General features: G+C 68.4%; 17 protein-coding genes. 12 read left to right on the top strand and 5 right to left on the bottom strand.

Translation table 11 applies throughout. The annotated features are described in order from the left end of the window. The first annotated feature begins 33 nt into the window (after positions 1-33). From U9J41_RS25545 to U9J41_RS25535, 3 genes are all read left to right on the top strand, one after another. The gene (locus U9J41_RS25545) at positions 34-1,269 is read left to right on the top strand and encodes a serine hydrolase domain-containing protein (RefSeq protein WP_322404985.1); all 1,236 of its coding nucleotides are present in this window, start codon (positions 34-36) and stop codon (positions 1,267-1,269) included. A 176-nt stretch (positions 1,270-1,445) separates the two neighbouring features. Then, positions 1,446-2,078 (top strand): hypothetical protein, encoded by a 633-nt coding sequence (locus tag U9J41_RS25540; protein ID WP_322404984.1) that lies wholly within the window; start codon positions 1,446-1,448, stop codon positions 2,076-2,078. A gap of 361 nt (positions 2,079-2,439) precedes the next feature. Continuing rightward, positions 2,440-4,401, top strand: coding sequence for a sialate O-acetylesterase (locus tag U9J41_RS25535; RefSeq protein WP_322404983.1), 1,962 nt, complete (start codon positions 2,440-2,442; stop codon positions 4,399-4,401). A gap of 1 nt (position 4,402) precedes the next feature. On the opposite strand, the gene U9J41_RS25530 is transcribed toward U9J41_RS25535, so the two are convergent. After that, a complete protein-coding gene (locus tag U9J41_RS25530; protein ID WP_322404982.1) occupies positions 4,403-5,233 on the bottom strand; it encodes a bestrophin family protein in 831 nt (276 codons plus the stop codon). A 187-nt stretch (positions 5,234-5,420) separates the two neighbouring features. Continuing rightward, on the bottom strand, positions 5,421-7,838 hold the full coding sequence (locus U9J41_RS25525) for an ATP-binding protein (protein ID WP_322404981.1): 2,418 nt from the start codon (positions 7,836-7,838) through the stop codon (positions 5,421-5,423). A 304-nt stretch (positions 7,839-8,142) separates the two neighbouring features. Between U9J41_RS25525 and U9J41_RS25520 the strand changes: the two genes are divergently transcribed. Further along, positions 8,143-9,807, top strand: a complete 1,665-nt coding sequence (locus tag U9J41_RS25520) for a methyl-accepting chemotaxis protein (protein WP_322404980.1) — start codon at positions 8,143-8,145, stop codon at positions 9,805-9,807. Positions 9,808-9,853: 46 nt separating this feature from the next. Here the strand turns inward: U9J41_RS25520 and U9J41_RS25515 are convergent, their stop codons facing one another. Further along, on the bottom strand, positions 9,854-10,321 hold the full coding sequence (locus tag U9J41_RS25515; RefSeq protein ID WP_322404979.1) for a host attachment protein: 468 nt from the start codon (positions 10,319-10,321) through the stop codon (positions 9,854-9,856). 248 nt (positions 10,322-10,569) lie between these two features. Here U9J41_RS25515 and U9J41_RS25510 point away from each other — a divergent pair, with 248 nt between their 5' ends. The 4 genes from U9J41_RS25510 (at position 10,570) to U9J41_RS25495 (ending at position 17,475) form a co-directional block, all read left to right on the top strand. Continuing rightward, on the top strand, positions 10,570-10,770 hold the full coding sequence (locus tag U9J41_RS25510; RefSeq protein ID WP_322404978.1) for a DUF2905 domain-containing protein: 201 nt from the start codon (positions 10,570-10,572) through the stop codon (positions 10,768-10,770). A 270-nt stretch (positions 10,771-11,040) separates the two neighbouring features. Next, on the top strand, positions 11,041-13,662 hold the full coding sequence (locus U9J41_RS25505) for a TonB-dependent receptor (RefSeq protein ID WP_322404977.1): 2,622 nt from the start codon (positions 11,041-11,043) through the stop codon (positions 13,660-13,662). A gap of 2 nt (positions 13,663-13,664) precedes the next feature. Then, a complete protein-coding gene (locus tag U9J41_RS25500; RefSeq protein ID WP_322404976.1) occupies positions 13,665-16,157 on the top strand; it encodes a family 20 glycosylhydrolase in 2,493 nt (830 codons plus the stop codon). After that, a complete protein-coding gene (locus U9J41_RS25495; protein WP_322404975.1) occupies positions 16,150-17,475 on the top strand; it encodes an MFS transporter in 1,326 nt (441 codons plus the stop codon). The genes U9J41_RS25500 and U9J41_RS25495 overlap by 8 nt, the downstream gene beginning before the upstream one ends. A gap of 11 nt (positions 17,476-17,486) precedes the next feature. Here the strand turns inward: U9J41_RS25495 and infA are convergent, their stop codons facing one another. Then, complete coding sequence (gene infA / locus U9J41_RS25490; protein ID WP_056129853.1) at positions 17,487-17,750, bottom strand: translation initiation factor IF-1; 264 nt, start codon at positions 17,748-17,750, stop codon at positions 17,487-17,489. Positions 17,751-17,991: 241 nt separating this feature from the next. Here infA and U9J41_RS25485 point away from each other — a divergent pair, with 241 nt between their 5' ends. From U9J41_RS25485 to U9J41_RS25475, 3 genes are all read left to right on the top strand, one after another. Continuing rightward, positions 17,992-18,408 carry a hypothetical protein gene (locus U9J41_RS25485; protein WP_056435134.1) on the top strand — a complete coding sequence of 139 codons (417 nt, stop codon included), beginning with the start codon at positions 17,992-17,994 and terminating at the stop codon, positions 18,406-18,408. Between the two features lie 9 nt (positions 18,409-18,417). Beyond that, the gene (locus U9J41_RS25480) at positions 18,418-19,518 is read left to right on the top strand and encodes an extracellular catalytic domain type 1 short-chain-length polyhydroxyalkanoate depolymerase (RefSeq protein ID WP_322404974.1); all 1,101 of its coding nucleotides are present in this window, start codon (positions 18,418-18,420) and stop codon (positions 19,516-19,518) included. A gap of 69 nt (positions 19,519-19,587) precedes the next feature. Beyond that, positions 19,588-20,136 carry a DUF2058 domain-containing protein gene (locus U9J41_RS25475; RefSeq protein WP_322404973.1) on the top strand — a complete coding sequence of 183 codons (549 nt, stop codon included), beginning with the start codon at positions 19,588-19,590 and terminating at the stop codon, positions 20,134-20,136. Positions 20,137-20,145: 9 nt separating this feature from the next. Here the strand turns inward: U9J41_RS25475 and U9J41_RS25470 are convergent, their stop codons facing one another. After that, positions 20,146-21,048: a helix-turn-helix domain-containing protein gene (locus U9J41_RS25470; RefSeq protein ID WP_322404972.1), complete on the bottom strand. Its 903-nt coding sequence runs from the start codon at positions 21,046-21,048 to the stop codon at positions 20,146-20,148. A gap of 854 nt (positions 21,049-21,902) precedes the next feature. Between U9J41_RS25470 and U9J41_RS25465 the strand changes: the two genes are divergently transcribed. After that, positions 21,903-24,796, top strand: a 2,894-nt coding sequence (locus tag U9J41_RS25465; RefSeq protein WP_322404971.1) for a beta strand repeat-containing protein, incomplete at its 3' end; no start/stop codon positions are given.

Raw genomic sequence — 24,796 nt, 5'->3', positions numbered from 1 at the left:
TCCATGTCCTGTGGTCATCTTTTTCGTCCCGTCATGCGTATTTACCCGCCCCCATCCCGAACCCTGCTGGCCGCCGTCTGCATCGCCGTGCTGGCCGCCGGCTGCGCCGCGCCATCCCGTACGCCGCGCGTGCCCGCGGGCGAGGCGCCGCAGCTGGACGTGCGCCGTTTCCCGCAGATCGACCATGCCATCGACGCCGCCATCGGCGCGCACAAGCTGCCGGGTGCCGTGTTCCACCTGGAGCATGGGGACGCCGTCTACGAACACGCCTACGGCAGCCTGGCGTATGACGACGACGCGGCGCCCGTCACGACGGCCACCGTGTACGACGCCGCGTCGCTGACGAAGGTATTGGCCACGGCGCCGTCCGTGCTGATCCTGGCCGAGCAGGGCCGCCTCGGCCTGGACGACAAGCTCGTCAAATATTTCCCCGAGTGCGCGAACGGCGGCAAGGAAACGATCACGATCCGGCAATTGCTCACGCACAGTTCGGGCCTGCCCGCCGGGCTGCCGAAGGAACCGGACTGGCGCGGCCGCGCGGCCGCGCACAAGCTCGCGTGCGAGCAGACCGTCACGCACGCGCCCGGCACGTTCTTCCGTTACTCCGACATCAATTACATCCTGCTGGGCCAGATCGTCGAGAAAGTCACGGGCACGCCGCTGGACGATTACGCGCAGTCCCACATCTTTGCGCCGCTGCGGATGCAGAACACGGGTTACCTGCCGCTGCGCCGCGTGGACGCCGCGACGATCGCGCCGACCCAGCTGGGGCGCGACGATGGCCAGGCCAAGGACAGGGGCGCGCATGCGGACCTCGCGCCGGGCGAGCTCCTGCGCGGCGTCGTGCACGATCCGACGGTGCGCCGCATGGGCGGTGTGGCCGGCTCGGCCGGCGTGTTCACGACGGTCGGCGACGTGGCGCGCTATGCCCGCATGCTGCTCGCGGGCGGCGTGCTGGACGGCGTGCGCATCCTCGGCCCGCAGAGCGTGCGGCTGCTGACGACGGTGCAATCGCCCCCGGGCCTGGCCAGGCGCGGCCTCGGGATGGACATCGATTCGCCATATGCGAAGCGGCCGCGCGGCTCGGTGTTCCCGGTCGGCAGCTATGGCCACACGGGCTTCACGGGCTGCGTCCTGTGGGTCGATCCGGGCTCGGGCGCGTTCTACGTCTTCCTGTCGAACCGCGTGTATCCGGACGACAAGAGCAACGTGCTCGACCTCTACACTCGCATGGGCACGCTGGCCGCGCAGGCAGCCGGCGTCGACTGAACGCCGAGCGCGATCCGCCGCTTTCCCTCTGCACAGGCCTCGTTCGAGGCCTTTTTTTGTTGCCGTCAGGCTAACGCGCGCACCCTTCGCGGCGATCTCTTTAAACTCCGCCTCCACAATATCTTCTTGATATTGCAGAGTTTTTTGCCCCAAATCCATTCTCTCAGGAGTGCGACATGAAAATGAATAAGTTATTGAAAGGCCTGCTGGGTGCCGCCGTCACGGTGGCGATGTTCGGCACGGTGAATGCCCAGGCACAGACCAGCGGCAGCTCGTCGACGGGCAGCAGCGCGACTGCGCAGGATCAGGCGACGTCGGGCAGCGCAACCACGAAGAAACACAGCAAGAAAAAACATCATCACAAGAAGAGCAGCTCGAGCAGCGGTTCGAGCGGCAGCAGCGGCACCACCAGCAGCGGCTCCAGCACCAGCGGTTCGAGCATGGGCACCGGCTCGTCGTCGAGCGGTAGCCAGGATACCCAGGGTACCTCGGGTTCGTCGGGCACCAGCGGCACGTCCGGCACGTCCGGCAGCATGGGCACCGGCACCACGACCACGCCACCGGCCGGCAGCGGTTCCTCCGGTTCGAGCGGGATGAGCGGCAGCACGGGCTCGGGTGCGTCGGGCACCAGCGGCATGAGCGGCAGCACCGGCGCCAGCGGCACGGGCCTGTCCGGCTCCGGCATGAGCGGCACCGGCTCGGGTTCGGGCACGGGCACCAGCGCGACCGGCACCGGCACGAGCGGCACCGGCACCAGCAGTACCGGTACCACCAGCGGCACGAGCCAGGATGGCAAGCGCGGCTATTGATCCCGCGCGCCGGCCGGCCCGGCCGGCAACGACGACGCCAGCTGGCAAGCTGGCGTTTTTTTTTTGCACGCGGCGAGGCGCGGCATCGCGCGACCACAGCCTTTTTTGCTGTGTCCGCGCCGGGTATGTGAACCGAATCCGGTTGCCGGGGTCATCTCCATCCAGAATGTCGACAGCCGGCGCAGCCGTTTCGAGAGCCGGCTGCTGCGCTTGTTTACCTAAATAACGCGAACACAGCGTTTTTTTTACCAACCAGTACCAGAAAGGCTGTTCACTGGTATAACATGATTTCTTTCGAATAATGATATGCGCAAACATCCGCATCGAGCCGGATGGCGCACCAAGACAACGACGAGGAATCATGATGGAGACAACGCGGATGGCCGTGCCCCTGCTGGCACTCGCCGCCGGCTGCGCCTGCCTGCCCGGGCAGGCGGCCGAACTCGGACTGGCACGCATCTTTTCCGACCACGCGGTCCTGCAGCGGGACCAGCCCATCGCCGTGTGGGGCACGGCCGACGCGGGCCGCAAGCTGGCCGTGACCCTGGGTGGGCGCACGGTGAACGGCAGCGCGGACGCGCACGGCAAATGGAAGATCCAGCTGCCGCCGCAACCGGCTGGCGGACCGTACACGCTGACCGTGGCGTCGGGCGGGCAGACGGTCAGCCGCACCGACATCCTGGTCGGCGACGTGTACCTGTGCTCCGGCCAGTCGAACATGGAATTCACGCAGCGCCAGTCGACCAATGCCATCGGTGCGGCTTATGCGGGGCGCAACGAGACGCTGCGCTTCCTGAACGTGCCGAAGAACAGCACGGCGACGCCGCAGGATGAGCTCAAGGGCCCCGTCGAGTGGAAGGTCGTGACGCCGGAAACGGCCGGCGACGCCTCCGCCGTGTGCTACTACATGGCGCGCTCCCTGCAGGGCAGCTACAAGGTGCCAGTGGGCTTCGTCAACGCCAGCTGGGGCGGTACGACGATCCAGGGCTGGATCGGGGGCGAGTCGCTGCGCACCCTCGGCGACTACAAGGCCGGCGTGGACGCCGTCGCGCAACTCGGCGCCGATACGGCCGCGGGCATGCGCGCCGAGGAGGCGCGCAACGAGGCATGGTGGCGCGCGCACGACCCGGCGGCCACCGCGCAGCGCGCGTGGATCGCGACCGACTTCGACGACAGCGCGTGGGCGACCGTGACGCCGGCCGGTTCGTGGAAGGACAGCGGCCTGGCCGGCTTCAAGGATTTCGACGGCGTGGCCTGGTACCGCACGACCGTCACGCTGACCCAGGCGCAGGCGCAGGCCGCGAACATGCTGCACCTGGGCCCCGTCGACACCTACGACACCACCTGGGTCAACGGCGTGCGCGTGGGCGGCGCCAGCACGTCCTGGATGTGGCGCGATTACGCCGTACCCGCCGGCGTGTTCCGGCCGGGCCGCAACGTGATCGCCATGCGCGTGCTGAGCGGCGGGCAGGGCGGCGGCCTGTCGGGCGCGCCGTCCAGCCGCACCATCGGCCTCGCGGACGGCCAGGCGATCCCGCTGCCGGCCGCATGGAAACTTGCGCGCGGCAGCGCATTGAAGGGCCTGTCCGTGCCGCCGGCGCCGTGGGACGTGCCGACGAGTCTCACCACGCTGTACAACGGCATGATCGCGCCGCTGGTCGGCTATAAATTCAAGCTGGCGGCGTGGTACCAGGGCGAATCGAACGCGGGCGCGGCGCAGGAATACCGCACGCTGCTGCCGATGCTGATGCGCGACTGGCGCCAGCGCTTCGGCCAGCCCGCGCTGCCGTTCTTCGTCGTGCAACTGACGTCGTTCGGATCGCCGGCAAAAGCGCCCGGCCAGTCCGGCTGGGCCGAACTGCGCGACGCGCAGGCGTACGCCGTGGCCAACGATGCGCACGCGGGACTCGCCGTCACGCTCGACGTGGGCGACCGCTTCGACATCCACCCGACCCAGAAGACGATCGTCGGCGAACGCCTGGCGCGCGCGGCGCGGGCCATCGCGTACGGCGAGAAGACCGTGCCCGGCAGCCCGACGGCCGTGGCGGCGCGCAGGACCGGCAACGACATCGTCATCGCGTACAAGGACACGGGCGGCGGCCTCGCGACGTATTCGTCCGACCGCGCCATCGGCTTCGAGGTGTGCGCGGGCACGGCCTGCCGCTATGCCGAAGCGCGCGTGGCCGGTGATACGGTCGTCCTGCCCGGCGCCGCCACGCCCGGCGTCACGCGCGTGCGCTATGCCTGGGCCGATGCGCCGTTCGTGAACCTGTTCGGCGCCGACGACTTGCCGGCCGCGCCGTTCCAGCTCGACGTCAAATAGCTCAGCTGAGCCGATAGTTTTCCGGCAGCAGGGCGGGCGGCAGGTCGCGCTCGCCCAGGGCCGTGCGCAGGTCGATCTCGATCGTGCGGCACAGCGCCTCGAGCGGCAGGCCGTTGTCGGATGCACGGAACGGTTCCTCGAGCTCGTCGCCGAGGGCGTCCAGGCCGAAGAAGGTGTAGGCCACGATCGCCGACACGACCGGCGTCAGGTAGCCGATCGTGTCGACGAGGCCGAACGGCAGCAGGAAGCAGTACAGGTAGGCCGTGCGGTGCAGCAGCAGCGTGTACGAGAACGGGATCGGCGTGCCGCGGATACGTTCGCAGGACGCCGCGACGGCCGTCAGCGCCGACAGGCTGGCGTCGATCGACGGCGCCAGGCAGGCGTCCAGGCGGCCCGTGCGCAGGCAGTGTCCGAGGTCCGTTCCCATTTCCAGCATCAGCGCGTACGGCACGTTGGGCAGCGCGCGCACGCGTTCCCATTCGGCCGGTTCGAGCCAGGGCGCGACGTCGGCTGCGGGCATGTCGCCGGGCGCGCCCGCGCCCGCGCGCAGGCGGTGGCGCAGCACGAGTTCTCCCCACTGCTTGCGGCCTTCCCAGTAGCGGTCGTAGGCGGCGTTGTTGCGGAAGCCGAGGAAGATGGCGAGCGGGAGGCCCATCAGCGTGAACGGCGTCGTCGTGAAATGCAGTTTATGGTGGCCGAGCTGGCCGTCGGTCCAGGTCACGAGCAGCGCCAGCAGCGTGCTGACCGCGAGGTGCATCCAGATGCGCGGCAGCACCGATCCGCGCAGGATGAAGAACAGGCGCAGGGCGGAGGGGCGGTCGCGGACGATCATGTCCGGCTCCGCGGCTGGTCGTTGGTGGTGTGCATGGATCGGTTCGTCGATGTGAGAGAGGCGTCGTCGCGTCATCATAGACCGGCCGCGTCACGTGTGCCGCGCCGGCCCCGGCGAGAGCGCGGAAGCCGTTGGCATCGACCCCGCGCCGGCGCAGTTGGCGGCTCCGGACGCCGGCCGCCAAAGCCTACGGCAGCAGCGGCAGCGTGACGGTGAACGTGCTGCCGCGCCCCGGGCCGGCGCTGGCGGCGTCGACCTGGCCGCCGTGCAGTTCGACGAGCTTGCGCACGAGCGCCAGGCCGAGACCCAGGCCGCCCTGGGCGCGGTCGAGCGTGCGCGAGCCCTGCGTGAACAGGTCGAACACGACGGGCAGCAGGTCGGCCGCGATGCCGTTGCCGTCGTCGTGCACCGCCAGGAACGCGTGGCCGTCGGCGGCTTCCAGTTCCACCTCGATGCGGCCGCCCTCGGGCGTGTACTTGGCGGCGTTGGTGAGCAGGTTCGCGACCACCTGCACGAGGCGCGTGTGGTCGCCGTCCACCATCACGGGCGCCTCGCCCAGCCGGACGTCGAGGACGTGGCGGCGCGCGTCGACGAGCGGGCGCGCCTGCTCGGCCGCCTCGACGACGACGCGGCGCAGGTCGAGCGCCTGCCGGGCCACGGTGACGAGGCCGCGCGTCACGCGCGAGACGTCCAGCAGGTCGTTCACGAGGTGGCGCATGTGGGCGACCTGGCGCGCGATGATGTCGCTGATCTGCTTCACACGCGGCTCGCCCGCATAGGCCAGGCGCAGCATGTCGGCCGCGCTGGAGATCGGCGCCAGCGGATTCCTCAGCTCGTGCGCCAGCATGGCGAGGAATTCGTCCTTGCGCTGGTCGGCCAGCTGCAGGGCTTCTTCCGCGCGCTTGCGCTCCGTGATGTCGATCGCCACGACGTGCACGACGGTGCTGCGGCCGTCGGCGCCGAGGCCGAGGCGGCCGCGCATGTCGATCCAGGCCAGGCGGCCGTCGTCGGCGCGGCGGATGCGCGGCGTGGCGCGGTATTCGCCGCCGGCGCGGAGCGCCTGCTTGACGGTGTCGCGCAGGGCCTGGCGGTCGTCCGGATGGACGAGTTTCTGCAGCTCGGCGACGTTGTGCCAGTTCTTGCCGAACACGCTCTGCAGATTGGCCGAGAAACTCACCTTGCCGCTGTGCGGATCGCGCTCCCACACGGCCATGCGCGCGGCGACGAGGCCTTGCTGCAGGCGCTCCTCGCTGTAGCGCACGGCCCGTTCCGCCCGTTCCAGCGGGGTGACGTCGGTGCAGGTGCCGAACCACTGGACGATGCGCCCGCCGTCATCGCGCAGCGGCGCCACCGACGTGAAGAAGCTGCGGTAACGGCCGTCCGCGCCGCGCAGCGGAAAGGTCATCTGCGCCATGTTGCCGCTGGCGAGGGCTTCCTGCCAGCGCCGCATCACCTGGGGCAGCACGTCGGGATCGTGGTAGCGGTGCCACTCGTCCACGCCGATGCTGCCCGGCGGGCTGCCCGTGAATTCGTGCCAGCGGTCGTTGAACCAGACGATGTTGCCGTCCGGGCCGGCGATCCACACGAGCTGCGGGACGTTGTTCGCCAGCTGCAGGAATTTGCGGCGCTCCGCTTCCAGGCGCGCATGCTGTTCGTACAGGCGGTCGAGCATGCGGTTCAGCGCGCGCGCCAGGCTGACGACTTCGCGCGAGCCGTCGAGCGGCGCGCGCTGGCTGCCGATGTCGTCGCCCAGGCTCGCGGAAAACGTCTCGAGGCGGCGCAGGTCGAGCGTGAGGCCGAGCGCCAGCCGCGATGCCAGCATGAACACGACCAGCGCCAGGCAGAAGGCGACGAGGACGATCAGGAGGTAGTGCGGACCGGCCGTCTCCAGCGGCACCTGCAGGTGGCGCTCGTCCTCGCGCAGCACGAGGCGCAGGTGGGCCAGGCGCGGCGGCAGCGGCACGGCGGCCGCGATCTCGTGCGCGCCGGCGGCCGCCTGCGCGGGCGCGGCGGCCAGGATGGCCCAGGGCACCGGCTTGAGGTCGGCCACCCGCATCTTGTACATCAGGGCGCCCTGCGGCGCGTGCGTGCGCGCGTGGCGCAGCAGGACGACGCCGATCAGTTCAGCGCCCGCGGGACGGTCCCGCAGCGCGGCGCGCTCGCTGCCGTCCGCAAGGCCGGCGCGCAGCCAGGCCAGGTCGCCGGGCGTGAATCCGGGCACGCCGTTGTCCGCGATTTCCTTGCCCTCGGCATCGGTGAACAGCAGTTGCAGCGGGATCCCGTTCATCTCGCGCAGGCCTTGCAGGAACGGCGCCAGGTAGGTTTCCTTGCCGGTGCCGTCGACGAGTGCCCTGGCCAGGATCGGACTGGCGCCCACTTCCTGCAGCCGCGTGACGATCGATGCCAGATTGTGGCCGACCGTCGTGGCATGGAAGGCGACTTCGCGCTTCTGCAGCAGGGCGTTGGCCTGCGCGCGCTGGTAATCGATCAGCCAGAACGAGACGCCGGCGATCAGCAGCACGGAGGCCGCCGCCAGGATCGCGGCCGCGATCGCGAAGCGGCGCGACAGGCTGGCCGGTGCGGCGGACGGTGCGTAGTCCGTCATGACAGAAAGGAAACCGACATGGCAAGCCCGTAGCAAAGCGGTATCTGGGATCTTAACTATATACCCGCTGGCGGCCCTTCATTCTTCGACGAAATAGCGTTGCTATGGCGCAACCAACTATTCCATGAGCAAATATCGCGTGTATCATCGAACTGTGGCACGGCCCCGCCCATACAGGCGTCTTCCGTCGGGCCCAAGCCCCGCCCCGGTCACCGCTTCGGCCGCCGCCACGACGCGCCGCGCGCACCCGCAGCTTCAGCGCGCAGCGTCACTGCGCAGTTTTATCGTTTCCGTCGAGGTACACATGACTATCCAGAACCTGAAAATCGGAGCCCGGCTCGGCCTTGCGTTCGCCGTCGTGCTGGCGCTCGCGGCGATGCTGACCGTCGTCGGCACGCTGCGCCTGCAGGATGTCGTCGGCGCGACCGTCGACATGGACGCCTCGATCCACAAGACCCGCCTGGCCGACCGCTGGCTGGCCGACACCCGCATCAACCGTGCGCTGACCGAAGCCCGGCTGCGCGCCCTGGATGCGGACGACCGCGCGCGGATCGACGCCAGGATGAAAGCGAACAGCGCCGACATCTCCGCCATCGACAAGGCATTGCAGCGCGACGTCGCCAGCGCGGAAGGCACGGCGCTGCTGGCGAAGCTCAACGCGCAGCGCAAGGTGTACACGGCGGCGCGCAAGAAGCTGTTCGCGCTCAAGGAGGGCGGCACGGCCGACGCGGCCGCCATCGAGCGCGCCGCCGACGCCGAGATGAATCCGGCGCTCAGCGCGTACGAGGCCGCGGCGGACGCGCTCGCCGAGCACCAGAAAAAGGGCTTCGACGACGCCAAGACGCACGTCGAGGACGTCGCCGCGCGCGGACGCCTGCTGCTGGGCAGCGTGGGCGTCGTGGCGGTGCTGCTGGGCGCGGCGCTGGCGTGGTGGCTGTCGCGCAGCATCACCGGTCCGCTGCGCCGCGCCGTGACGCTGGCCAACGCGGTCGCGCAGGGCGATCTGTCGAGCCGGATCGAGGCCGTGAGCCGCGACGAGACGGGCGAACTGATGGCCGCGCTGCAGGCCATGAACGCGAACCTGAACGCGCTGGTGACGCGCGTGCGCAGCGGCGCCGATACCATCGCCACCGCCGCCGTCGAGGTGGCGACCGGCAACCACGACCTGTCGACCCGCACCGAGCAGCAGGCCGGCGCGCTGGAGGAGAGCGCCTCGTCGATGGAGGAATTGACGAGCACCGTGCGCCAGAACGCGGAGAATGCGCAGCAGGGCAACCAGATGGCGGTGTCGGCGTCCAGCGTGGCCGTGCGCGGTGGCGACGTCGTGGCGCAGGTCGTCGCGACGATGGGCGCCATCGACGCGTCGTCGAAGAAGATCGTCGACATCATCGGCGTCATCGACGGCATCGCGTTCCAGACCAATATCCTGGCCCTGAACGCGGCCGTGGAAGCCGCGCGCGCGGGTGAGCAGGGCCGCGGCTTCGCCGTCGTGGCGACCGAGGTGCGCACGCTGGCCCAGCGCTCGGCGGCGGCGGCCCGCGAAATCAAGGAACTGATCGGCGACTCCGTCGACAAGGTCGCCACCGGTTCGCGCCTCGTCGGCGAGGCCGGCACGACGATGCAGGAAGTGGTCGCCAGCGTGCGCCGCGTCTCGGACATTATGGCCGAGATCTCGGCCGCGTCGGGCGAGCAGAGCGCCGGCATCGAACAGGTCGGCGCGGCGATCTTGCAGATGGACCAGGTGACACAGCAGAATGCGGCGCTCGTGGAACAGGCCGCGGCAGCCACGGAATCGATGCAGGATCAGGCACGCAGCCTGGCCGAGGCGGTCAGCGTGTTCAAGCTGGACCAGGCGAGCGCGCCTGCATTCGCGCCAGCGGCGCGGACGCCGCGCAACAAGGCCAGGCCGCAACCGGCCATCGCGCGCACGCCCGCACCGGCCGGTGCCGACCGCTGGGAAACGTTCTGAATCCCGTCGACGCCGGCGCCTGAACCTGCCGGCGCCGGGCGCGGCGTCAGAACTTGGATTTTTGCGCCTGCAACTGTTCGCGCAACTGGTGTGCGTTGCAGTGGCTGTAGTCCTTGTTCAGTTCCAGGTCGACGAATGGCTTGAGCTGGTTGTCCAGCTGGCCGCGCAGCACGCCCAGGAACTTGGGCTCGGCCACCAGTTCCAGCTTCTGGAAGCGCTGGTCCTGCCAGCCCTTGAGCAGGAAATTGCAGATGTCCCTGGCGAAGAATTCGGCGTCGTGCTGCTCCGGCGTCTGCGCCGGCTGGTATTGCTTGTTCGGCGTGGCGCCGCCCGTGCTGTGGATGCTCTGGCCGGCCGCGGTCGCGCCGATCCGGTCGGTGTTGATGTCCGCATCGCGCAGGCGGGCATTGGCGCTGACCATGTCCTCGACTTCGATGTAAGGCTGCTTGGGGTCCGATTCGGCGAAGATGCGGGCGCGGCCCGCGTCGGCGGATACGATCCAGGTGGTAGTCATGCTGTCCCCTTTCGTCCAAAGTTGCAATCGAGATGTAGGCCCCGCGGGGGCATACAGGCTGAGGGGAAGTCTATCCCAACCAGATTTTTCGAGCGGTACGAAACGGAACGTCGCGAACCTGCCGCGCGTTGCACTGCCGTCCTGCGATGCTCGCTGTACTTTCGTACGGCGGCGCTTCTCGAACGGCATTGCTGCCGCTCGCGACGGTTTTGCGACGCTCCCTCGAAGGTGCCTGCTAGACTGGCGGTATGCAAAAAATCCTGATCGTCCTCGGCCTCGTGCTGCTCGCCGCAGGGCTTGCGTGGCCCTGGCTGCGCCGCTTGCCGCTGGGCCGCCTGCCCGGCGACATCCACATCGTGCGCGACGGGTTCAGCTTCAACTTTCCCATCGTCACCTGCCTCATCGTCTCCATCGTCGTCTCGTTGCTGCTGTGGATCTTCCGGCGCTGAACGTCGCGCGCGCATAGCCGTTTTTCGCCGATTTGTCTGCAAGTTTCGGCTATCCCGTCCATGTGTCGAAAATATGACGCACGGGTTCGCGATAGCAAGATTTGACAAACATGGTCGGAATTTCAACGAGACAATGCGCCCCATACGAAGACGAGAGACGCTGCAGCGTCCGCCGAATTCGAAACTGGCAAGGTTCACTTGATCGCACCGCGGTCCACCGCGGGCACCACAGTTTTGGGAGAGCACATGAGACAGTCGATGGGACGGAAAATGGTTGAGCGCACTGCAATCGCGAGCGCGGTGACGGTACTGGTGATGGGCATTGCCGCCCAGGCCCGGGCACAGGACGACGTGACGGGAACGCAGACCGTGATCGTGACGGGCGTGCGCGCCGCGCTGGAACAGTCGCTGCGCCAGAAGCGCAATGCGGATGCCGTCGTCGAGGTGGTGACGGCCGAGGATATCGGCAAGATGCCCGACAAGAACGTGGCCGATGCGATCCAGCGCCTGCCCGGCGTGAACACGCAGTCGTCGGCGGGCGGCGAAGGCGGCTTCGGCGAGAACGACCGCGTCAGCCTGCGCGGCACGAGCCCCAGCCTGCAGCAGACCCTGTTCAACGGCCACGCCATCAGCACCGGCGACTGGTTCGTGCTGAACCAGTACGGCGGCAACGTGGGACGCTCGTCGAGCTTCTCGCTGCTGCCGTCGGAACTCGTGGGCTCCGTCGTCGTGCAGAAGAGCGCCACCGCGGATCTGGTCGAAGGCGGCGTCTCCGGCGCCATCAACGTGATCACGCGCCGTCCGCTCGACTTCCGCCAGCCCCTGACGGTGGAAGCGTCGGTGCAGGCCAACTACAACGACCTCGCGAAAAAGACCGAGCCGCAGGTGTCGGCCCTCGTCAGCTGGAAGAACCCGGCCAACAACTTCGGCGTGCTGCTGCAGGGCTTCTCGGAAAAGCAGAGCGTGCGCCGCGACGGCCAGGAGATCCTCGGCTACACCCCGATCAGCGCGACGAGCGCCGCCGCCGTCGCGAACCCGGCGCTTGCCGGCGTGAAGGTCCCGACCTTCATCGGCGCCGCGCTGTTCGAGCAAAAGAAGAAGCGTGAAGGCGGCGCGTTCGATATCGAAGCCAAGCCGTCGCGCGACGTCGGCGTCGACTTGAACGGCTTCTATTCGAAGCTGAAGGCACCGCACCAGAACACCAACTGGCTGGCCGCGCCCGCGAATTCCATCAACAGCGCGGGCCTGATTCCGGCGAACCCGGTGATCCGCAACGGCACGCTCGTCGGCGCGGCGTTCTCCAGCAACTCGGGCGAAGTCGACAACATCTACCGTCCGGATGCCGGCGGCGAATCGTGGTACCTCGACCTGAACGGCCGTTGGCGCGCCACGGAAGACCTGAGCTTCACGGGCAAGCTGGGTCGCACGCACGGCGTGGGCTATGACCACGCCGACGTCTACTACCAGAACAACGTCGACGGCGGCATGACGTATGCGCTGAACGGCATGACGCCGGCCACGGTGAGCTACCCGGGCGGGAACACGACCAAGCCGGGATCGACGGCATGGGCGGGCGGCGGCGAAGCGCAGTCGGTCGACAAGGAAAAATACGCGCAGATCGACGGCGAATGGCGCCTGCACGACAACCCGTGGATCCAGGCCGTGCGCTTCGGCACGCGCTGGACGGATCATAAACGCACCGCCGAGCACCCGCTGGAAACCCGTCCGGGCCCGAACGGCTTCACGAATCCGGGACCGGCGTGGAGCGGCCAGATGTACCCGTCCGACTTCGGCTCGGACCTCGGCGGCAGCGTCTACAACAACTACTTCAAGTACGACGGCGCGGCCCTCGGCGCCTGGGGCGCGGTGCCCGGCAACCGCCTGCTCGACTTCACGCTGCGCCACAACTGGCTCGACGAATTCAAGGTCGGCGAGAAGACGGCCGCGCTGTATGGCATGGCCGACGTCGGCGGCGACGGCTGGAGCGGCAACGTCGGCTTGCGCGCCGTCGAGACGCGCCAGACGACCGTCGTCAACCTGCCGGGCGGCACGGCCCCGATCACCGGTTCCGCCTTCGGCCCGTACACGCCGACGACGTACGAGCGCACCTACCGCGACTACCTGCCGAGCGCGAACGTGAAGTTCGACGTGCGCCCGGACCTGGTCGTCCGCGCCGGCGTCGCCAAGACGATGGCGCGCCCCGACTACAGCGCGCTGGGCGGCTCCGTGTCGCTGAACGACGACGCGCTGTCGGGCAGCGGCGGCAACGTCAAGCTCGATCCGATCCGCTCCGTCAACTACGACCTGTCGGCCGAGTGGTACTACATGCCGAAGGCGATGCTGTCGGCCGGCCTGTTCTACATGGATTTCAGTTCCATCGTCGCGCAGGGCACGAGCACGGGCAGCTATTACAACAACAAGCGCGGCGCGTTCACGGACTACCAGATCACGTCGCCGTACAACACGAGCGCCACCAACAAGGGCATCGAGCTGTCCTGGCAGCAGCCGGTGTGGAACAACTTCGGCGTGCTCACCAACTACACGTGGGCGGACGGCGAGCTGGATGGCGGCGGCGAGATGCTCAACGCCTCGAAGAACACGTACAACGTGACGGGCTATTACGAGGACAACCGCTTCAGCGCGCGTCTGGCATACAGCTACCGTTCGTCGTACAAGGCCGGCGTCGACCGCGGCGCGAGCCAGCACGTCGATTCGATGCCGTCGCTGGCGGCGTCCGTGAACTTCAAGCTGAACGAACACCTGACCGTGACGTTCGATGCGCTGAACCTCACCAACGAGACGATCAAGATGTACGCCGAGAACAAGGACCAGCCGCGCGCCTTCTATTCGAACGGCCGCACCTTCTACCTCGGCCTGCGCGGCAAGCTCTGATCGTGTCGCAACGGGAATCGCTGGACGGCGCCGCGATCGCGGCGTCGTGGGAATGCCTGTCCAACCTCGTCGCGGACGAGGTGTTCGCGGCGCGGCTGACGTTGACCAACGTCTCGGGCGCGCCGATCGCAGCGGGATGGACCGTGTACTTCAACGCCTGCCGGCGCGTGCTGCCCGGCAGCGTGAGCGCGGGCTTCGACGTCGAACACCTCAACGGCGACCTGTTCGCGCTGCGCCGCCCCGGCGGCGCGGCCTGGCTGCCGGGCGAAACGATCGACGTGCGTTACGAGGCCCAGTTCTGGGCCATCAGCGTGACCGACGCGCCGCTCGGCTTCTACCTCGTCGAAGCCGACGGCCGCACGGTCGACCTGGGCGACCCGGAGGTCCATCCGTTCGCGCGGCCGGAGCAGCTGCGGCGCCATGCGCGCGACGTGTTGCCGCCGGCCGACGCGGCATGGCGCTGGCGCGAGAACGGCGGCTTGCGCCTGCTGCCGCCGGAGGACGTCGGCCGCATCACGCCGACGCCGATCGCGGCGCGATTTACGGAACAACGCTGCCGGCTGGCGGCCGCCAGCGCGGTCATCGCGGATCGCGCGCTGGCCGGCGAAGCGGCGCTGCTGCGTGCATTGCTGGTGCAACTGCCGCCGGGCGAGGGCGCGCGCGTCCTGCTGGAGATCGGCGCGGTGGCGGAAGCCGTGGCGATGAATCGCCCGGAGGCCTATCGGCTCGACATCGGCACGGACACGATCGTCGTGCGCGGCGCCAGCGCGCACGGCGTGTTCAACGGCATCCAGACCCTGGCCCAGCTGCTGGACATCGATGGCACCCTGCCGTGCGGCCGCGTGCTCGATGCGCCGCGCTTCGGCTACCGCGGCATGATGCTCGACGTGGCGCGCCATTTCGCGTCGGTCGCGACGGTGCAGCGCCTGCTCGACTGCATGGCGCGCTATAAACTCAACCGGCTGCACCTGCACCTGACGGACGACGAGGGCTGGCGCTTGCGCATCGACGCGCTGCCGGAACTCACCGACATCGGCAGCCGGCGCGGCATCGCGCCGGACGCGCGCAGCCTGCCGCCGTCCTTCGGTTCCGGCGCGGACGTGGCCGCGTCCTCCGGCACGGGCTGTTACGACGCGGACGATTTCATCGCGATCCTGCGGTACGCGCACGCGCGCCACATCGAGGTGATCCCCGAATTCAATATGCCGGGCCATGCGCGCGCGGCCGTGCTGGCGATGCGCGCGCGCCACGACCGCCTGCGCGCGCAGGGCGACGTCGAAGGCGCCGAGCGCTACCTGCTGAGCGATCCGTACGACGCGTCGGTCTACGAATCCGTGCAGCTGTGGCGCGACAACGTGATCTGCATCGCGCTGCCCTCGGTCGACCGCTTCATCGACACGGTCGTCGCCCACGTGGCCGCGCTGTACCGCGAGGCCGGCGTGCCGCTGCGCACGATCCACACGGGCGGCGATGAAGTGCCGCCGGGCGCGTGGGAAGGCTCGCCGCGCTGCCAGGCCCTGATGCGCGAACGGGGCTGGACGCAGGTGGGCCAGCTGCATGCGGACTTCGTCGGCCGCTGCCGCGCGATCCTGGCGCGCCACGGCCTCGTGTTCGCGGGCTGGGAAGAGACGGCGCTGGCGTATGGCGACACCGCGGACGCGACCGCGGCGCACGGCGGCGCCGTGCCGCAGCCCGGATTCGCGGGGCCCGGCTTCCAGGTCTATGCGTGGAACAACGCGTGGGGCTCGGGCAAGGAAGACGTGGCGTACCGCCTCGCCAACGCCGGCTACGACGTCGTGCTGGCGAACGCCGCCAACCTGTACTTCGATCTCGCGTATGCCAAGGATCCGCGGGAGCCGGGCTATTACTGGGCCGGCTTCGTCGAGACGCGTCATGCGTTCGGCTTCTGCCCGCTGGACATGATCGTCAGCGCGGCCGACGACCCGATGGGGCAGACCGTGCCGCCCGAACGCCTGGCCGCGATGGCGCGCCTGACGCCGGAAGGACGGCGTCGCATCGTCGGCCTGCAGGGCCAGCTGTGGGGCGAGAATGCCCGCACGCGCGACCGCATCGAATACCTGGCCGCGCCGCGCCTCGTGGCGCTGGCGGAACGGGCATGGGCGCCCGATCCTCTCTGGTGCGCGATCGAGGATGCATCCGCGCGCACCGCCGCGATGGACGCCGCCTGGAACGAATTCGCCAACCGCCTCGGCCAGCGCGAACTCGCGCGCCTCGACCGCGCGCCGCTGGCCTACGGCTACCGCCTGCCGCCGCCGGGCGCGGTCGCCCTCGGCCGGACGTTCCACGCGAACGTGGCCCTGCCGGGCCTCGCGCTGCATTACACTCTGGACGGCAGCGAGCCCGATGCCGCCAGCCCGCGCTACACCGGACCGGTGGCCGCCGGGCCTGGCGCCGCCGTGTTCAAGGTCGCCACCTTCGACACGCGCGGCCGCAAGAGCGCAACCGTCGTCATCGCACTGGACTCCCATGGATAGCATCCGCCCCGATCACCTGACACCCGCCGCACGCCGGCACGGGCGCCATCCGCTGGCCTGGGTGCCCACGCTGTACCTCGCGCAGGGCCTGCCGTTCTACAGCGTCGCGCTGGTGGCGGGGCTGATGTTCAAGAGCATGGGCGTGCCCAACGAGCAGATCGCGCGCTGGACCGGCATGCTGGGCCTGGCCTGGGTGTTCAAGGCATTGTGGAGTCCCTTCCTGGAACTGGCGCCGAGCAAGAAGCGCGTCGTCGTCGTGCTGCAGGTCACGGGCGGCATCGCGCTCGCGGCCCTCGCGCTCGCGCTGCAGCTGCCCGCGTGGTTCGGGCTGGCGATCGCGCTGCTGGGTCTCGTGTCGCTCGCGTCCAGCACGCACGACATCGCGGCCGACGGTTTATATATCGCAAGCCTGTCGGCGCGCCAGCAGGCCGCGTACGCCGGCTGGCAGGGCGCGTTCTTCAACGGCGCCAAGTTCCTGTCGCTGGGCGGCCTCGTGATCCTGGCCGGCTTCCTCGAACAGCGCGTCGGCGCGCCGGCCGCGTGGGCCACCGTGTTCGGGCTGCTGGGCGCATTGCTGGCGGGGCTCGGGCTGTATCACGCGTGGGCGCTGCCCGGGACGCTCACGCCGGCGGCCGCGGGCGCCTCGGTGCGCGGCACGGTGGATGTGCTGGTGGACGTCGTGCGCGCATTCTTCGCCAAGCCGGGCATCTGGATGGGCATCGTGTTCATCCTGCTGTTCCGCCTCGCGGAAGGGCAGGTGCAGACGATCGGTCCGCTGTTCCTGCGCGACGCGCGCGCGATCGGCGGCCTCGGTCTCTCGACGCAGGAAGTGGGCGCCATCTACGGTACGGCCGGTACGGCGGCCTTCCTCGTCGGCAGCATCCTCGGCGGCTGGTTCACGTCGCGCGTGGGGCTCAGGCGCGCGATGCTCGTCCTGATCCTCGCGATGAACGTGCCGAACCTCGTGTTCTGGTATCTGAGCACGGTGCAGCCGTCGAACCTGGGACTGGTCACGGCGGCGTTGTCGATGGAGATGTTCGGCTACGGGTTCGGCTTCGTCGGCATGATCCTGTTCATCATGCAGGTGATCGCCCCCGGGCGTTACCAGACCGCGCACTATGCGCTTGGGTCCGGATTCATGCAGCTGGGGTTCGTGCTGTCGAAGGTGGTCAGCGGCGACATCCAACAGATGCTCGGCTATCGCCACTTCTTCTTGTGGGTGGTGCTGTCGGCGCTGCCCGTGCTGGTGCTGACGCGCTTTGTCGACATGGCGCCGGCCGACGGCGCCCATGGTTCGGGGCCGGCCGGGCAGGACTGACGCCGGCCGGGTCAGCGGCGGTACGTCGGGCGGCGCGCGGGCGCCGCATTGCGTTTCTCGATGTGGCGGAACGTGATCCGGCCCTTGCTCAGGTCATACGCCGACATTTCCAGCGTCACGCGGTCGCCCGCCAGGATGCGGATGTGGTGCTGGCGCATCTTGCCTGACGTGTAGGCGATCAGTTTATGTCCATTGTCCAGGTCGACGCGAAAGCGCGAGTCGGGCAGGATTTCCTGGACGATGCCGTCCATTTCGATGAGTTCTTCTTTGGCCATGAGGGGTCCTTTGGTGGGTATCCGCGCGTGCGGATGCGGTGTGGCGGGCCGGCATGCTGTTCGCGTCGGGACGCGCCGCGATTGCCGGGGCGTAGGGGGTGGGAGGGAACGGAGGTGGACCGGATTTCTATCCGGAAATCACATTATACGCTATCCCGCGTAAAACCACCGTCTATGAAATTTATACGGCGCTCATACTCCAATTGGAGTATATTTTGCGTATAGATACCACGGAGACGCCATGAAGCTCGTCGAAACGAAACCCAAATTCCCCGACACGGACAAGGTCACGATCAATCTGGGCCTGGTCGACCTCGCGCAGATGGACCTGCTCGTGGCCGAAGGTTTTTATACGAACCGTACCGATTTCGTCCGCACGGCCATCCGCAACCAGTTGCAGCAGCACGGCGAGGCGATCCGCCAGACGGTCACGCGCAAGCGCTTCGTCATGGGCATGCAGCGTTATACGAAGGCGGAACTGGAGGCGAGCGTCGCCGCCGGCGAGCAGCTCGACATCCACGTGCTGGGCCTCGCGACGATCGACGACGACGTCACGCCCGAGCTGGCGCGCGCGGCGATCGCGTCGCTCCAGGTGCTGGGGGCCTTTTTCGCCCCGGCCGCCGTCAAGTCCGCGCTCGCGGACCGCATCCATTCTTGAAGGAACACCATGAAACCCTATGAACGATTTGTCGACAACATCCTGGGCGCGGTCCGCTCGGGCCAGGGCAAGGACCCGCTTGCTGCCACCGCGCTGATCCAGGACGTGCTGCGCGACGCCGGCCTGATGCCGGGCACACACGCCCCGGCGGAACCGGTCGCGCGCACGCCGTTCGTCGACCTGAACGGCGTACCGGACTGGCTGCGCCGCCCGGCCGCGCCGCACGGTACCCCATGGGCGCGTCCGCAACGGTCCGCGCCGGATGCGCCGGGCCAGTTCCTGGCGGGGACGTTCGGCAACGCCGCCGGCACGCGCCGCTACCGTTTATATGTGCCGGCGCGCGCCGCGTCCGGGCCGCGGCCGCTCGTCGTGATGCTGCACGGTTGCCAGCAGAGCGCCGGCGATTTCGCGGCGGGCACGGCGATGAACCGCCTGGCGGAGGAACAGGGCTGCCTGGTGCTGTATCCGGACCAGGAGCGCGGCGCCAACAGTTCGAACTGCTGGAACTGGTTCGATGCGGCCCACCAGCAGCGCGAGCAGGGCGAGCCGTCGCTGATCGCGGGCATGACGCGGCATGTGCTGCAAGAACATGGCGCCGACCCGGGCCGCGTCTACGTGGCCGGCCTGTCGGCGGGCGGCGCGATGGCGGCCGTCATGGGTGCCGCGTATCCCGACCTGTATGCCGCCGTCGGCGTGCATTCCGGGCTGCCGGTCGGCGCCGCGCGCGACCTGATGTCGGGCCTGAACGCGATGAAGGGCAAGCACCTGGGCGGCAAGAGCCAGGCGCTGCGCCGGCGCGTGCCGTTGATCGTGTTCCACGGCGACCAGGACGCCGTCGTGCATCCGTCCAACGGCGCCGCGCTGTACCGCCAGTTCACCCAGGCCGGCGTGCGCGAGCTCGAAGAGCGGGGCGACGCCGGCGCGGGCCGCGGCCACACGCGCACGACGGCGCTGGACGATGCCGGGCGCGTGGTCGCGGAACACTGGGTCGTGCACGGGGCGGGCCACGCCTGGGCGGGCGGCGATCCGGCCGGTTCCTATACCGATGCGGCCGGCCCGGACGCGTCGGCCGAAATGCTGCGCTTCTTCCTGGCCCAGGCCGGCGGTTGATCGACCGCTGTTGCGAAGCCGTCAGGTTTGCTATGCTGGAGGATTCCCAGGATCGTTGATGGAGTTGAGATGGTTTCCCTGCAGGAGCAGCTGATGAAGGCCGGGCTGGTCGACAAGAAGAAGGTCAAGGTCGCCAACCAGGAAAAGGTCAAGCAGCAAAAAATCGAGCGCCGCACCGGCGTGCAGAGCGTCAATGAGACGAAGGAGGCCGCGCTCGAGGCCCAGCGCCAGCAGGCCGAGCGCGCCCGCGCGCTGAATGCCCAGCGCGACGCGGCCGCGGCGGCAAAGGCCGTGCAGGCGCAGATCGCGCAGATGATCCAGGTGAACCGCCAGCCCAAGGGCAAGGGCAGCCTGGACGTCGCCTACAACTTCACGATCGGCACGACGATCGAGCGCCTCCACGTGTCCGCCGCCGTGCGCGACCACCTGGTGGCCGGGCGCCTGTCGATCGTCGCCCATGAAGGCGGCTTCGAGCTGGTGCCGCGCGTGATCGCCGACAAGATCGCGGAACGGGCGCCGGACCGCGTCGTGCGCGTCAACAAGGTCGCCGAGGCCGTCGCGGCCGGCGAGGACGATCCGTACAAGGACTTCAAGATTCCAGACGATTTCGACTGGTAATCCCCGCGTTCACCGCTTCTTGACCGGCAGCGCCAGCCAGCCGCGCCAGCGGCCGTCGAGCGCCCGTTCGACTTTCTGGATGTGCGGCCGCGTGCTGTCCAGCCGCCAGACGGCCTGCTTGTCGAGCCAGTCCTCGTACATGGAGCGGAAGCGCGGCCATTCGCCGTCGAAGTCGAGGCAGGCGTAGCTGCCGGCGGGCAGGATGCGCACGCCCAGGCCCGGATCGAGCACCGCGTCGTCGGCGCAGCCGAAGTCGTAGCAGTATTCGCGCTCGCCCGTAAAACCCGGATCTTCGTCGAACACGCCGTACCAGGCCGTCGTGGGGGGCACGCCGTCGGCCTTTTCGCGTTCCTGGATGAAGTCGTGGCACGCGAACGACAGCGCCGCGCCGGACTGGCCGAAGAAGCGCTGGTAGCGCAGGGTCAGCGCCGGCAGGTTGCGCACGGCGATGCGCGCGGCGACCGTGCCCGGCTCGGGCGGGCAGTAGGGGGCCAGGATCGCTTCCAGGTCGTCCGGCTCGGCGACAAAAAAGCTGACGTCGCTCTCGCGCCCCACCTGCTGGTCCATGTATTGACGCCAACCGCCTTCGCGCCACGCCTTGGCCGACATCGCGAACTGCTGCTTGAACGCCTTGGCGAATGCCGCGTTCGACGGGAAGCCGCAATCCTGGGCGATGCGCACGATGGGCACGTCGGGTTCGTGGCGCAGCAGGTGGGCGGCCCGGCGCAGGCGCCGCTTGCGCTGGTATTCGACGGCCGAGAATCCCGTCAGTTCGCGGAAGATGCGGTCGAAATGGAACGACGAATAGCTGGCCGACGCCGCCAGCGATTTCAATGCGAGCGGGTCGCCGACCGAGTCCAGCATCAGGTCCATGACTTCATACAGGCGCGACACGCGCGCGGTGGTCTTCATGCGCGGGTCCTCGCGGCGGGACGGGAAAGGCTCGGCATCGACGGCAATCATTGCAAAATTGAAAGAAGTAAATATTCCGCAAATAAGCCGGGCTGGCAAGCATTTACGCGGCAACGTGTTGTCAGCGCGCGTCCCGCGACACGCATCAGCAGGCGAAGTTTGTTCATGTGAACAAATATATTGTCTTTGTGACTCCGCAAAGTCCCCGTATCTATTGGTGAATGACTAATTTCGCCGGCGGCGGTGGCGGTTTACAGCGCGCCGGTTGACGGCGCGCAAAGCACTGTCGAGCGTGGACGCTGCCGATGGCGTCGCTGGTCCTGCCGGCGGCGGTCGATCGCCTGACGGGCGGCGGCAAAGTCCAGCCGATCCATATGCATCCCTCCGGCGATCCGCCCCGCACAAGCGTGCGTTTCCGGCTATGGCGGACGTGCCGACACCGGCCGGCAATACCGGGAGGCCAGGCCGAGGTCGGCAATACTGCTCAGATCGGTTTAATGGATGGGCCGCTGCCGTCGCCTTTATCTTGCGTGACATCAATTTTTCATACGCAACATATAAAGTTGGTTGCTCATCGCATGTAATTTGTTGCATCGGAAGGTGGTTGCATAAAAGATAAGATTGACTTGCGGACGGAGGTGTCTGTGGAGAAAAAACAACCGAAAACACCTTAAGTTCTACAGTTTATTGCCGTAAAGCATTCGTAGGCGCACCATAAAAATGTATCCTTACGGAAATCTATTTTGTGGGACTCGCGCGACAGGGCAGCGATCACCCGGACAACGTTCAATATATTTAAAGGTTCAACCATGGCATCTGTTATCACCGGAATGGACACCGCCCAAATCCAGGCGTTGACCACTTCCCAAATCGTCGCGTTGAAGACCGCCGACTTTGCTGCATTGTCGACCATGCAGCTCGCAGCCTTTACGACGGCGCAGGTGCCGGCGTTCGGTACGGCGAACCTAGCTGTCCTTACCACGGCCCAGGTCTCGGCTGGCTTGACCACCTCGCAGGTGGCAGTGCTGACGACCGGCCAGATGGGGGCACTCACTACCGCACAAGTCGCCTCGCTGGGTACCGCCCAGGTCGCCGCGATCACCACGACCGACCTGGCTGCGCTGAAGACGAACCAGATCGGTGCCCTTACCACTGCCCAGGTCGCTACTGGCCTGACCACGGCCCAGATCGTCGGCCTGACCAGCGCCCAGGTCAGCAGCTTGAGCACGGCCCAGGTCGCCGCCCTGACGACCTCCCAGGTCGCAGCAATCCAAACGGCTGACCTGGCCGCCATGAAGACGAACCAGGTGACCGGCCTGACGACGGCGCAGATCGCCGCGCTGACCTCGACCCAGGCGGGTGCGCTGACCACGGCCCAGATCGCCGCCCTGAGCACCGCGCAAGTGGCGAGCGGCCTGACGACCGCCGAGATCGCCGGCCTGAAGACCAACCAGATGGCTGCGCTGACGACCGCGCAAGTCGCCGCCCTGAGCACCGCCCAGGTGGCCGCCGTCACGACCGCCGACCTGGCTGCGCTGAAAACGAACCAGATCGGCGCCCTGACCACGGCGCAAATTGCCACCGGCCTGACCACGGCCCAGATCGCCGGCCTGAGCACCGCCCAGGTCAGCAGCCTGAGCACGATCCAGATCGCCGCGCTGACGACCGCCCAAGTCGCAGCAATCGAAACGGCCGACCTGGCCGCCATGAAGACGAACCAGGTTGGCGGCCTGACGACGGCCCAGATCGCCGCGCTGACGACGGCCCAGGCGGGTGCGCTGACGACGGCCCAGATCGCCGCGCTGAACACCGCGCAAGTCGCGACCGGCCTGACGACCGCCCAGATCGCCGGCCTGAAGACCAATCAGATCGCCGCGCTGACCACCACGCAAGTCGCCGCGCTGAGCACCGCCCAGCTGGCTGCCATCACGACCACCGACCTGGTCGCGCTGAAAACGAACCAGATCGGCGCCCTGACCACGGCGCAAGTTGCTACCGGCCTGGGCACGGCCCAGATCGCCGGCCTGAGCACCGCCCAGGTCAGCAGCCTGAGCAGCACCCAGATCGCCGCGCTGACGACCGCCCAGGTCGCAGCAATCGAAACGGCCGACCTGGCCGCCATGAAGACGAACCAGATGGCTGGCCTGACGACGGCGCAGATCGCAGCATTGTCGTCGACCCAGGCCGGTGCGTTGACCACGGCCCAGATCGCCGCGCTGAGCACGGCCCAGGTGGCGACCGGCCTGACGACCGCCGAGATCGCCGGCCTGAAGACCAACCAGATGGCTGCGTTGACGACCGCGCAGATTGCAGCCCTGGGCACCGCCCAGGTGGCCGCCATCACGACCGCCGACCTGGCCGCGCTGAAGACGAACCAGATCGGCGCGCTGACCACCGCGCAAGTTGCCACCGGCCTGGGCACGGCCCAGATCGCCGGCCTGAGCACCGCCCAGGTCAGCAGCCTGAGCAGCGCCCAGATCGCCGCCCTGAGCACCGCCCAGGTTGCAGCAATCGAAACGGCCGACCTGGCCGCCATGAAGACGAACCAGTTTGCCGGCCTGACCACGGCGCAGATCGCCGCGCTGACGTCGGCGCAGGCCGGTGCGTTGACGACGGCGCAAATTGCCGCCCTGAGCACGGCGCAAGTCGCGACCGGCCTGACGACCGCCGAGATCGCCGGCCTGAAAACCAACCAGATGGCTGCGCTGACGACCGCACAAGTCGCTGCCCTGAGCACCGCCCAGGTGGCCGCCATCACGACCGCCGACCTGGCCGCGCTGAAGACGAACCAGATCGGCGCGCTGACCACTGCGCAAGTTGCCACCGGCCTCGGTACGGCCCAGATCGCCGCGCTGAGCACCGCCCAGGTCAGCAGCCTGAGCAGCGCCCAGATCGCCGCCCTGAGCACCGCCCAGGTCGCAGCGATCGAGACGGCCGACCTGGCCGCCATGAAGACGAACCAGTTTGCCGGCCTCACCACGGCGCAGATCGCCGCGCTGACGTCGGCGCAGGCGGGTGCGTTGACGACGGCGCAAATTGCCGCCCTGAGCACTGCGCAAGTCGCGACCGGTCTGACGACCGCCGAGATCGCCGGCCTGAAGACCAACCAGATGGCTGCGCTGACCACCGCACAAGTCGCCGCCCTGAGCACCGCCCAGGTGGCCGCTATCACGACCGCCGACTTGGCCGCGCTGAAGACCAACCAGATCGGTGCCCTGACGACTGCGCAAGTCGCCACCGGCCTGACCACGGCCCAGATCGCCGGCCTGAGCACCGCCCAGGTCGGTAGCCTGAGCAGCGCCCAGATCGCCGCCCTGAGCACGGCTCAGATGGCCGCGATCAGCACGGCCGACCTGGCCGCCATGAAGACGAACCAGGTCGCAGGCCTCACCACGGCGCAGATCGCCGCGCTGACGTCGACCCAGGCCGGTGCGTTGACGACGGCGCAAATTGCCGCCCTGAGCACGGCGCAAGTCGCGACCGGCCTGACGACCGCCGAGATCGCCGGCCTGAAAACCAACCAGATGGCTGCGCTGACGACCGCACAAGTCGCTGCCCTGAGCACCGCCCAGGTGGCCGCCATCACGACCGCCGACCTGGCCGCGCTGAAGACGAACCAGATCGGCGCGCTGACCACTGCGCAAGTTGCCACCGGCCTCGGTACGGCCCAGATCGCCGCGCTGAGCACCGCCCAGGTCAGCAGCCTGAGCAGCGCCCAGATCGCCGCCCTGAGCACCGCCCAGGTCGC

The organism is Massilia luteola (assembly GCF_034420155.1).
In the GTDB taxonomy this organism is placed as follows: Bacteria; Pseudomonadota; Gammaproteobacteria; order Burkholderiales; family Burkholderiaceae_D; genus Telluria; species Telluria luteola.
The sequence above is the reverse complement of the archived record's forward strand: the minus strand, read 5'-3'. Positions and strand labels throughout refer to the sequence as shown.